The sequence below is a fragment of the Micromonospora sp. CV4 genome (assembly GCF_003667455.1).
In the GTDB taxonomy this organism is placed as follows: Bacteria; Actinomycetota; Actinomycetes; order Mycobacteriales; family Micromonosporaceae; genus Micromonospora.
Map to the genome: position 1 here is coordinate 1 of NZ_RCVI01000276.1, position 11,158 is coordinate 11,158.

Below are 11,158 nucleotides of genomic sequence, written 5' to 3' on the forward strand. Positions count from 1 at the left end.
GCGGAGTTCCAGGCGGTAGGGGGCGGAGAGTTCGCGGGCGGGAGCGGTGCGGTCGCCGTCGAGGCGTTCGGCGAGCAGTTCGACGGCGAGCCGTGCGATCTGGGCCTTGTCCGGGGCGACGGTTGTCAGCGTGGGGACCGAGAACCGCCCGTCCTCGATGTCGTCGAAGCCGACCACCGCCACGTCCTCGGGCACCCGCAGGCCGGCCTCGTGCAGGGCGCGCAGGGCACCCAGTGCGAGCGTGTCGTTGAAGCAGAAGACGGCGTCGGGGCGTACCCCGGAGGTGAGCAGGCTGCGCATGGCGGCCGCGCCGTCCGCGCGGTGCCAGGCCGGCGCGGGCGCCACCAGGGCCTCGTCGTAGTCCAGGCCGGCGGCGCGCAGCGCGTCGGCGTAGCCGGTCAGGCGCAGTCGGGCGCTGGCGCCCTCCGGGGTGCGCTGCGAGCCGATGGCGGCGATCCGGCGCCGGCCGAGCCCGATCAGGTGGCTGGTGATCTCCCGCGCCGCGCCCACGTTGTCGATCACCACGTGGTCAGCGGGGCCATGGTCGACGCGCTCGCCGAGCAGCACCATCGGCCTGTTGTCCAGGCCGGCCAGGTCCTCCGCGGTGAGCGCCAACGGACTGAAGATCAGGCCGTCGATCAGGTGGTCGGTGATGCCGGAGGCGACCACCCGCTCCTGCTCACGCCCACCGCCGGTCTGGTCGATCAGCACCGTCCAGCCGAAGTCGGCGGCTGCGGCGACCACGTAGCGGGCCAGCTCGGCGAAGTACGGGATGTCCAGTTCCGGCACCGCCAGCGCGATCACGCCGGTGCGCCCCTTGCGCAGATGGCGGGCGGAGAGGTTGGGTCGGTAGTTGAGTTCGGCGATCGCCTCCTCGACCCGGGCCCGGGTGTCCGGCCGGACATGCACGTAGCCGTTGACCACGTTGGAGACGGTCTTCACCGACACGCCGGCCCGTTCGGCCACATCCTTGAGCCTGTGTCGCACTCCGCAACCTCCCCGATGTAACACTCCGCACCCTACCCCGTCATCAGCCCTTTACAACGTTGCCTACAACGTTGTAGAAAGCAGGGAGGCCGGGTGGGCGGTGACTGCGATCACCCGGCACCGGCAATGAGGAAAGGTGGCACCCTTGCGGACCGCGCAGCTGACGATCGACCCGGCCTTCGCGATCGGCCCGGCCGACCGACGTCTCTTCGGCTCCTTCGTCGAGCACATGGGGCGATGCGTCTACGGCGGGATCTACGAGCCGGGTCACCCCAGCGCCGACTCCCGCGGCCTGCGCGGCGACGTGCTGGAGCTGACCCGGGAGCTGGGCGTGTCAGTGGTCCGCTACCCGGGCGGCAACTTCGTTTCCGGCTACCGCTGGGAGGACGGGGTGGGCCCGGTCGGCGACCGGCCACGCCGGCTCGACCTGGCCTGGAAGACGATCGAGACGAACGCGTTCGGGCTGGACGAGTTCATGACCTGGGCCGCCGAGGCCGGTGTCGAGCCGATGATGGCGGTCAACCTGGGCACCCGCGGCGTGCAGGAGGCTCTGGACCTGCTGGAGTACGCCAACCACCCGGGCGGCACGCACCTCTCCGACCTGCGACGCAAGCACGGCGCGGAGGACCCGTACGGGGTGAAGCTGTGGTGCCTGGGCAACGAGATGGACGGCCCGTGGCAGGTCGGCCACAAGACCGCCGACGAGTACGGCCGGCTGGCCGCCGAGGCCGCCCGGGCGATGAAGATGATCGACCCGTCGATCAGCCTGATCGCCTGCGGCAGCTCCAACCGGCGGATGCCCACGTTCGCCTCCTGGGAGGCGACCGTGCTGGAGCACACCTACGAGCATGTCGACTACATCTCGGCGCACACCTACTACGACCCGTCCGACGGTGACCGGGCCAGCATCCTCGCCTCGGCTGTCGACATGGACAACTTCATCACCGAGGTGGTTGCGACCGCCGACCACGTGGCCGCCAAGCAGCGGCACAAGCGCAAGCTGAAGATCTCGTTCGACGAGTGGAACGTCTGGTACGAGTCCCGCCTCCAGGCCGACCTGGACCGGCGCGGCTGGGTCGAGGCCCCGGCGCTGATCGAGGACGACTTCACCGCGGTCGACGCGGTCGTCGTCGGTGACCTGCTGATCACCCTGCTCCGCCACGCCGACCGGGTCGGGGTGGCCGCCCAGGCCCAGCTGGCCAACGTGATCGCGCCGATCCGCACCCGCAACGGCGGTCCCGCCTGGCGGCAGAGCATCTTCCACCCGTTCGCGCTGACCGCCCGGTACGCCCGGGGCACCGTGCTGCGCACCGAGCCGGTGTCGCCGCGCTACGACACGAAGAAGTACGGGGACGTTCCGGTGCTCGACACCGTCGCCGTGCACGACGAGGAGACCGGCGAGCTGACCGTCTTCGCGGTCAACCGGGGCGAGGAGGACCTTCCGTTGGACCTCGACCTGCGCGGCCTGCCGGGACTGTCCGGTCTGTCCTTCCTGAGCCTCGCTGCCGGGTCTGACCCGTCGGCGATGAACACCGAGGCCGAGCCCGACCGGGTGACGCCCCGGGAAATGCCCACCCCCACCCCCGACGGCGGCCGGTGCACGGTGCGCCTGCCCGCCGTGTCCTGGAGCGTGCTGCGCTTCGGCCCGGCAAACGCCTGAGGTCGCACCGAGTTTGACCAGGCACAATTCATCCCGTCCCCCCTTCAAGGAGATACCAGCATGATCCAGAACGACATGAGCCGGCGCCGCCTGCTCGGCCTCGGTCTCGGACTCGGTGCCGCGGCTTCGCTGACCCTCGCCGGCTGCGGCAGCGACGACAGCAGCTCCGGCCCGGCCGCCGGCAACGGCGGCAAGGAGTACACCGGCCCGAAGGTGGACCTCAAGCTGTGGAACGGCTTCACCGGCGGTGACGGCGACATCTTCAAGGCGCTGGTGAACCAGTTCAACACCGAGCACAAGAACATCGCCGTGTCGGTGGCCACTTACCAGTGGGAGGACTACTACAACAAGCTCCCCGGTGCGGCCTCCAGCGGCAACGGCCCGGACATCGCGGTCATGCACATGGACCAGCTCGCCACCTTCGCCGCCCGTGGCGTGATCACCGAGCTGGACGACGTGGCCAAGAACCTGGAGCTCGCCGAGGGCGACTTCGCCCCCACGGTGTGGAAGGGCGGGATCTACAACAACAAGCGGTACGGCATTCCGCTGGACATGCACCCGCTGGGCTTCTACTACAACAAGGCCGTCATGCAGAAGGCCGGCCTCGACCCGAACAAGCCGCCGACGACGAAGGACGATTACGTCGCGGCGCTGGTCGAGCTCAAGAAGGCCGGCGTGCAGGGCTTCTGGGTCAGCCCGTTCCAGTTCACCGGCGGCATGACCTTCTACTCGCTGCTCAACCAGTGGGGCGCCACCCTGTTCGACGCGGACGTGGCGAAGGCCACCTTCAACTCGGACCCGGCGGTCGAGGCGTGCACCTGGCTGGTCGACATGATCAAGCAGGGCTACTCGCCGGCCAACGTCGGCCAGGACGCCGACTACCTGGCGTTCAAGAGCGGCAAGAACGCCTTCACCTGGAACGGCATCTGGCAGATCAACGATCTGAAGAAGAGCCCCGAGGTGCAGTGGGGCGTCGCGCCGCTGCCCCAGATCGGCAGCAAGCCGGCGGCGTGGGCCAACTCGCACAACTTCACCATCGTGAAGCAGCGGGCCAACGACGCCAACAAGGTCTCCGGCGCGAAGGTCTTCATCAACTGGCTCAGCGAGCACTCGCTGGACTGGGCGAAGGGCGGCCAGGTGCCGGCCCGTAAGGCCGTCCGTGAGGGCGCCGAGTTCAAGGCGCTGCCGGAGATCTCGTCGCTCGCCCCCGAGCTGGAGTACGCGGCCTTCCCGCCTGCGGCTCCGGGTCTGGGCGAGGTCATGACGACCTTCTACAACTCCTTCAACGAGGCCGCGCTGGGCAAGAAGTCGCCCAAGCAGGCGCTGGACGACGGTGTGGCCAAGGCCAACAAGCAGCTCGAGGACAACCGCAAGAAGTACGGGAGCTGATAGCCCGTGGCGGACGTGATCGAGGTCGGGGCGGCGCGCGGTGACGCGCCGCCCCCGGCGGCCAAGGCTCGCCGCCGGGGCGCTTCGGCGGGCCGGACCGGACGGGCGACGCCGTATCTGTTCCTCGCCCCCTACCTGGTCCTGTTCGGGGTGTTCGGCCTGCTGCCGATCATCCTGGGCCTGTGGCTCAGCGTGCACCAGTGGGACTTCCAGCTGCCCAACCGGCCGTTCATCGGGTTGGACAACTACAAGGACCTGTTCTCCAGCGACTCCGCCATCTATGGCGACTGGTGGGAGAGCGTCCGGGCCACCGCGATCTTCACGGTTTTGTCGGTGCCGCTGCTGGTGGTCGTACCGCTCGGGCTGGCGCTCCTGCTGAACCGTTCCTTCCCGGGCCGGACCTTCTTCCGGGCGATCTACTTCGCGCCGTACGTGCTGGGTGTGGCGGTGATCGGCCTGCTCTGGCGGTTCCTGCTCGACGCCAACCTGGGCCTGGTCAACCGGCTCGCCGGAGCCGTCGGGCTGCCCGCGGACACCCCCTGGGTGACCGCCATGCCGTGGGCGTGGATCTCGCTGGTCGGGGTGACTGTCTGGTGGACCTCCGGCTTCAACGCGGTGATCTACCTGGCCGGTCTCCAGGACATCTCCCCGGAGCTGTACGAGGCGGCCCGGATGGACGGCGCGAGCGCCTGGCAGCGGTTCCGCAACGTCACGCTGCCCGGGCTGCGCCCGGTGCTGCTCTTCGTGATCACCACGACCGTGCTCGCCTCGGCGAACATGTTCGGCCAGTCGTTCCTGATCACCCAGGGGACGCCCGGCACGGAGACCCGCACGGTCGTCTGGTTCATCGTCGAGGAGGGCCTGCGGGACAACGACGCCGGTCGCGCCGCCGCGATGAGCATCGTGTTCGCCCTGATGCTGGCGGTCGTGAGCATCGCCAACTTCCGCCTCTTCCGCTACAAGGAAGACTGAGGGGACCGCCATGACGACGCCCACGCGGACCACCCGCGGGTCCGCCACCGCGAGCCGGGTCGTGCTCTACGCCACCCTCGTGGCGCTCGCCCTGATCTTCCTGGTTCCGCTGTTGTGGATGGTCATCACCTCGCTGAAGACCTACACCGGCGCCCAGCAGATCCCGCCGAGCTGGCTGCCCAACCCGATCGCGGGCTACGGCTACGAGCAGATCCTGAACAACTCGGCGAACCCGGTGCTGCGCTGGTTCTTCAACAGCATGCTGGCCGCCACCCTGCACTCGTTGCTGGTGCTGGTGACCGCCTCGATGGCCGCGTACGCGCTGGCGCGGCTGAAGTTCCGGGGGCGTGGGGTGAGCTTCGCGCTGATCGTCGGGACGCTGTTCATCCCGCCGACGTCGCTGATCATCCCGAACTTCCTGATCGTCGACCAGCTCAACTGGATCGACACCCTCGCGGTGGTCGTGGTGCCGGGAGCGGCCAGCGCGTTCGGGGTGTTCTTCCTGCGGCAGTTCTTCCTCTCGCTCCCCAACGAGCTGGAGGAGGCCGCCACGCTGGACGGCGCCAACCAGTGGCAGATCTTCTTCCGGGTGGTGCTGCCGCTGTCCAAGCCGGCGCTGGCCACCCTGGCCGTGCTGTCGTTCCTCACCAACTGGAACGACTTCCTCTGGCCGATCTTCGTGCTGTTCAGCCCGGAGAAGCTCACCCTGCCGCCGGGCCTGGGCCTGCTCCAAGGCTCGTACGTCACCGACTACCCGGTGATCATGGCGGGTGCGGTGCTGGCCAGCCTGCCGGTGCTGATCCTCTTCGTGCTGGCCCAGCGGCACATCATCCAGGGCGTCTCCCGCAGCGGTCTGAAGGGATGACCCGCACAACCACCCGGCGACGCGGCGCGGCGGCGATCATCGCCGCCGCGCTGCTCGTCGCGGGCTGCACCGACGGCAGCGAACCCACCCCCACGAGCAGCGGGAGCGACGCGAGCATGTTCACCAACCCGGTCGTACGCACCGACGCCCCCGATCCCCAGGCGATCCAGGTGGGCGACACCTGGTACCTGTTCCACACCAACTCCGGGGGCCGCAACGTCCCGGTGCTCACCTCCACAGACCTGGTCGACTGGTCCGAGGCCGGGGACGCCCTGCCGACGCTGCCGGACTGGGCGGACGCGGGAAAGACCTGGGCGCCGGAGGCGATCCAGCTGGCACCGGAGAAGTTCCTGCTCTACTACACCGTCGCCGGCCGGGAGTCGGGGCGGCAGTGCGTCGGCCGGGCGGTGGCCAGCGCGCCGCAGGGTCCGTACCGCGACGACGCCGCCGGCCCGCTGATCTGCCAGGCCGAGCTGGGCGGGGCGATCGACGCCAGCCCGTTCCGGGACACCGACGGCAGCCTCTGGCTGCTGTGGAAGAACGACGGCAACGCGATCGGGGTGGACACCTGGCTCTGGTCGCAGCGCCTCGCCGACGACGGCCTGACCCTGGTCGGTGAGCCGACGAAGCTGCTCAAGCAGACCGAACCGTGGGAGGGCACCCTGATCGAGGGGCCGTTCTTCTACCGCCAGGACGGCCGCCTGCTGCTCTTCTTCGCCGCGAACGCCTACGACCGGGCCGAGTACGCCGAGGGCTACGCGGTCTGCGAGAGCCCGACCGGCCCGTGCGTGAAGGCCGCCGAGAACCCGATCCTGAAGACCAACGAGGCCGCCTCCGGCCCCGGCCACGCCTCGATGGTGGTCAAGGACGGCCGGACCTGGCTGCTGTACCACGCCTGGCCACCCGGCCAGGAGGGCAGCACCGACCCGGGACGGCAGACCTGGCTGGACGAGGTGACCTGGGTCGACGGCAAGCCCGTCGTCAAGGGACCGACGGGCAAACCCCAGCCCCGTCCCTGACACAGCCGAGAAGGGCCCCTCGCCAATCGCGAGGGGCCCTTCCCACGTTCGGGTTCAGCTGTCGGCGGCCGGCTCGCGGGGGGCCGGGGCGACGGCGGGCTCGTGCCGGGCCAGCCGGTTGCGGCGGTGGCCGTAGCCGAAGTAGATCAGCCCGCCGAGCAGCATCCAGGCCAGGAACCGCAGCCAGGTCTCCACCGACAGGTTGAGCATCAGGTAGAAGCAGGCCAGCGCGGAGACGATCGGCAGCACCGGGGAGAACGGCACCCGGAACGGCCGGTCCAGGTCCGGGCGCTTGCGCCGCAGGATCGGCACCGCGACCGAGACCAGCACGAACGCGCACAGCGCGCCGATGCTGACCAGGTCGGCCAGGGCGGAGAGCGGCAGGAAGCCGGCCAGCAGCGCGACCGCGACCGTCATGATCGCCGAGATCCGGTACGGGGTGCCCCAGCGCGGGTGCACCGTCGCGATCGACGGCGGGATCAGACCGTCCCGGGCGATGGCGAAGCCGATCCGACCCATCGCCACCAGGTCGACCAGGATGACGCTGGTCAGGCCGGCGACGGCGGCGATGGAGACCAGCACGGCCGCCCAGCCGGCGCCGACCGCCTCGAAGGCCGACGCGATCGGTGCGCCGCGGTCGATCTCGGTGTACGGCACCATTCCGACCACCACCAGCGAGACGCCGATGTAGAGCACGGTGGAGATCAGCAGCGTGCCGAGCAGACCGAGCGTGAGGTCCCGCTTGGGCTTGCGGGTCTCCTCGCCCAGGTTGGCCACCGCCTCGAAGCCGGTGTACGCGAAGAAGACCACCGCGGCGGCGCTGAGCACCCCGACGAAGCCGAACACCGACGGTTCCAGCCCGAAGAGCGCCTGGGTGACCGGCTGCTTGATGCCGTCGTCGCCGCTCCCGGCGGGTTCGGCCGGCGGGATGAACGGGCTGAGGTTGGCGGCCTTGACGAAGAACAGCCCGGCGACCACCACGAAGACGCAGATGGCCACCTTGACGAGCACCAGCAGGTTGGTGATCCGGGCGGACTCCCGGATGCCCACGATCGCCACGATGCCGAGGATCAGCACGATGGCGATCGCGCCGATGTTGACCGTGCTGCCCTCCTCACCGAACCACCGGGTCGGCAGGTCGAGCAGTTCAGCCAGGTAGCCGGACCAGCCGCGGGCCACCACGGCCGCGCCGAGCGCGAACTCCAGCAGCAGGTCCCAGCCAATGATCCAGGCGACGATCTCGCCCATCGTGGCGTACGCGTAGGTGTAGGCGCTGCCGGCGGTCGGCACGCTGCTGGCCAGTTCGGCGTAGCAGAGCGCGGCGAGCAGGGCGACCACGCCGGCGATGGCGAAGGAGATCACCACGCCCGGCCCGGCGCTGTCCCGGGCCTCGATCCCGGTGAGCGTGAAGATGCCGGTGCCGATCACGATGCCGATGCCGAAGCCGGTGAGGTCGACCGCGCCGAGCCGCCTCTTCAGCCCGGGTCGACCGTCGGTGCCGTCCGCCCCGCTCTGTGCTATCACGTCCTTGATCGGTTTGGTCCGCAGCACGGACACGCGCTCACCCCTCCCACCGTGCGACCACCACCGTGGCGGCCGGTGATCGGCGTTGCTACCCAGCGAAGGGAGCTGCCAACCACGCCAACCTCCCGGTACGCGGAGTGCGACCTCCATCACCGTGGGCAACGCGACGATCGACGCGGAACGACCCGATACCCGGCGGTCGAATCGAGCGGGCACGAACCCTTGCGATAACGACCCGAGTGTGAAAATTTCCTTCCAGCGGCAGATAGCCAGCGGCGAATCTTGCCGGGAGTGCCGCACCGAACACCCGGGAGCCCCAACGAAGGGACACACCGCATGAAGGCAACTCGGCTCGGAGCCGCCGGGCTGGTCGCAGCCCTGCTCGGCACGCTCGTCACCGCCACCCCCGCGAACGCCGCGCCCGGCGCCGCCGGCACCACCTCCACCGCAACCTGCGTCACCGACCCGGCCACCCCGAAGCGGCAGTTCCGGGCGATGTGGATCTCGTCGGTGGTCAACATCGACTGGCCCAGCAAGGCGTCCCAGACCGACCCGGACCGGGTCGCCGCCCAGCAGGCCGAGTACCGCGGCCTGCTCGACCTCGCCGAGCGGCTGAACCACAACGCGGTCGTGGTGCAGGTCCGCCCGACCGCCGACGCCCTCTGGCCCTCGCCGTACGAGCCCTGGTCGGAGTACCTGACCGGAGTACGCGGCCAGGACCCGGGCTGGGACCCGCTGGCCTTCCTGGTCGCCGAGGCGCACAAGCGCAACCTGGAGTTCCACGCCTGGTTCAACCCGTACCGCGTCTCCATGCCGGCCCCCGGCGGAGCCGGCGCGGATCTCACCCAGCTCGCCCCCGGCCACCCGGCCCGGCAGCATCCGGACTGGACCTTCGCCTACCCGCCGGCCGGCGTGGCCGGCAGCCGGCTCTACTACAACCCCGGCATCCCCGAGGTCCGCGAGTTCGTGCAGACCGCGATGATGGACGCGGTCGACCGGTACGACATCGACGGCGTGCACTTCGACGACTACTTCTACCCCTACCCCAGCGGCACCCACCAGGTGCCGGACGACGCCACCTTCGCGGCGTACAACCGGGGCTTCACCGACCGGGCGGACTGGCGGCGGGACAACATCAACCTGCTGATCCAGGAGATGAACGGCAAGATCAAGGCGGCGAAGCCGTGGGTGAAGTTCGGGGTCAGCCCGTTCGGCATCTGGCGCAACAAGGCCGCCGACCCGCTCGGCTCGGACACCACCGGCAGCCAGTCGTACGACATCATCTCCGCCGACACCCGCAAGTGGGTCAAGCAGGAGTGGATCGACTACGTGGTGCCGCAGCTCTACTGGTACATCGGCCAGTACCCGGCGGCGGACTACGCCCGGCTGGTGCCGTGGTGGGCCGAGACGGTGCGCGGCACCCGCGTCCAGCTCTACATCGGCCAGGCCGACTACAAGAGCGGCGACCCGGCGTACGGGCCGTTCTGGCAGAACCCGAATGAGCTGTCCGACCACCTGACGCTCAACCGGGCGTACCCGGAGGTGCAGGGCAACGTGCACTTCTCCGCCGTCCAGGTGCGGGCCAACCGGCTCGGCGCCACCGACATCTACGCCGCCGAGCACTACTCACGCCCGGCGCTGGTACCGGCCATGCCACACCTGCCGGCCAAGCCGCTGCTCTTCCCGGTGGTCACCAAGGCCGCCCGGAACGCCGACGGAGTGCGACTGACCTGGCATCAGCCGGCCGACGGCGCCGGACCGTTCGGCACTGCCACCTCGTACGCGATCTACCGGTTCGACGGCACCACGCTGCCCGGTCGGTGCGCCACCGCGGACGCCGCGCACCTGATCGACACCGTGCGCGCCACGGCCGGGGGGACGCAGTCCTGGGTGGACACCTCGGCCGAGCCCGGGAAGCGGTACACCTACCAGGTGACCGCGCTGGACCGGTCGGCCAACGAGAGCCGGGTCAGCCCGCCGGCCTTCGTTCTGCGCTGACCGTACGACCCGCACCGGATGCCCCGGGTGCCACGAGCACCCGGGGCATTCGTCTGTTTCAACGTATGTCACCAATAGTTCGCGAGACACATACCGATGAGTTGATCAGTTGATCGACACTGATCGACATCCGGTAACCCGCCGGTAACTTACCGCCCCGCCCGCTCACCCCCGCGGAGGTAACCCGTGCCCCGACGTCTCGCCACCCTGCTCGCCTCGGGCGCGCTCGCGCTGCTCACCACCCTCGCCATCGCCTCTCCCGCCGCCGCCGTCACCCCCCAACAGCGACTCTCGGTGCTCTCCAGCTGGACCCAGACCAGCGCGAGCAGCTACAACTCGTGGAACAGCGCCCGGGTCAACCGGGCTCCCTGGGCCGAGTACGCCTTCGACTGGTCCACCGACTACTGCTCGTCGAGCCCCGACAACCCGCTCGGGTTCACCTTCAACCTGGGCTGCTACCGACACGACTTCGGCTACCGCAACTACAAGTCGGTCGGTCAGTTCTCCGCCAACAAGTCCCGGCTGGACAGCGCCTTCTACGCGGACCTGAAGCGGGTCTGCGCCACGTACAACGCGGTCGTCCGACCCGCCTGCCTCAGCCTGGCCTGGACCTACTACCAGGCGGTCAGCATCTTCGGATCGGTGGCCGCCGTGCAACAGGCCGACATCGACCGCGCCGCCCGCATGAAGGCCGACGCCGAACGCCAAGCCGCCACCCACTAACCCCACCCCCCTGTCTCTTAT

General features: G+C 69.7%; 9 protein-coding genes. 7 read left to right on the forward strand and 2 right to left on the reverse strand.

The annotated features are described in order from the left end of the window. The coding region (locus EAD98_RS16875) for a LacI family DNA-binding transcriptional regulator (RefSeq protein WP_147457412.1) at positions 1-987 on the reverse strand (987 nt) is incomplete at its 3' end. Positions 988-1,132: 145 nt separating this feature from the next. Here EAD98_RS16875 and EAD98_RS16880 point away from each other — a divergent pair. The 5 genes from EAD98_RS16880 to EAD98_RS16900 are packed head-to-tail and all read left to right on the forward strand — an operon-like array spanning position 1,133 to position 6,892. After that, complete coding sequence (locus EAD98_RS16880) at positions 1,133-2,647, forward strand: alpha-N-arabinofuranosidase (protein WP_121655019.1); 1,515 nt, start codon at positions 1,133-1,135, stop codon at positions 2,645-2,647. A 60-nt stretch (positions 2,648-2,707) separates the two neighbouring features. Further along, positions 2,708-4,036, forward strand: coding sequence for an ABC transporter substrate-binding protein (locus EAD98_RS16885; RefSeq protein ID WP_121655020.1), 1,329 nt, complete (start codon positions 2,708-2,710; stop codon positions 4,034-4,036). Positions 4,037-4,042: 6 nt separating this feature from the next. Then, the gene (locus tag EAD98_RS16890) at positions 4,043-5,008 is read left to right on the forward strand and encodes a carbohydrate ABC transporter permease (protein ID WP_121655021.1); all 966 of its coding nucleotides are present in this window, start codon (positions 4,043-4,045) and stop codon (positions 5,006-5,008) included. Positions 5,009-5,018: 10 nt separating this feature from the next. Further along, positions 5,019-5,873, forward strand: coding sequence for a carbohydrate ABC transporter permease (locus tag EAD98_RS16895; RefSeq protein ID WP_199723439.1), 855 nt, complete (start codon positions 5,019-5,021; stop codon positions 5,871-5,873). Then, positions 5,870-6,892 carry a glycoside hydrolase family 43 protein gene (locus EAD98_RS16900; RefSeq protein WP_121655022.1) on the forward strand — a complete coding sequence of 341 codons (1,023 nt, stop codon included), beginning with the start codon at positions 5,870-5,872 and terminating at the stop codon, positions 6,890-6,892. Before EAD98_RS16895 ends, EAD98_RS16900 begins: the two co-directional genes overlap by 4 nt. 54 nt (positions 6,893-6,946) lie before the next feature. On the opposite strand, the gene EAD98_RS16905 is transcribed toward EAD98_RS16900, so the two are convergent. Next, on the reverse strand, positions 6,947-8,449 hold the full coding sequence (locus EAD98_RS16905) for an amino acid permease (RefSeq protein ID WP_121655023.1): 1,503 nt from the start codon (positions 8,447-8,449) through the stop codon (positions 6,947-6,949). Positions 8,450-8,752: 303 nt separating this feature from the next. On the opposite strand from EAD98_RS16905, the gene EAD98_RS16910 reads away from it, so the two are divergent. Continuing rightward, entirely contained in the window at positions 8,753-10,414 is a 1,662-nt protein-coding gene (locus tag EAD98_RS16910; RefSeq protein WP_121655024.1) for a glycoside hydrolase family 10 protein, read from the forward strand. Positions 10,415-10,600: 186 nt separating this feature from the next. Next, a complete protein-coding gene (locus EAD98_RS16915; protein ID WP_121655025.1) occupies positions 10,601-11,137 on the forward strand; it encodes a phospholipase in 537 nt (178 codons plus the stop codon). Positions 11,138-11,158 lie beyond the last annotated feature (21 nt).

Coding starts and splice junctions, on each gene's coding strand:
- EAD98_RS16885 (WP_121655020.1), top strand. CDS start 2,708: ATGATCCAGAACGACATGAGCCGGCGCCGCCTGCTCGGCCTCGGTCTC.
- EAD98_RS16910 (WP_121655024.1), top strand. CDS start 8,753: ATGAAGGCAACTCGGCTCGGAGCCGCCGGGCTGGTCGCAGCCCTGCTC.
- EAD98_RS16895 (WP_199723439.1), top strand. CDS start 5,019: ATGACGACGCCCACGCGGACCACCCGCGGGTCCGCCACCGCGAGCCGG.
- EAD98_RS16900 (WP_121655022.1), top strand. CDS start 5,870: ATGACCCGCACAACCACCCGGCGACGCGGCGCGGCGGCGATCATCGCC.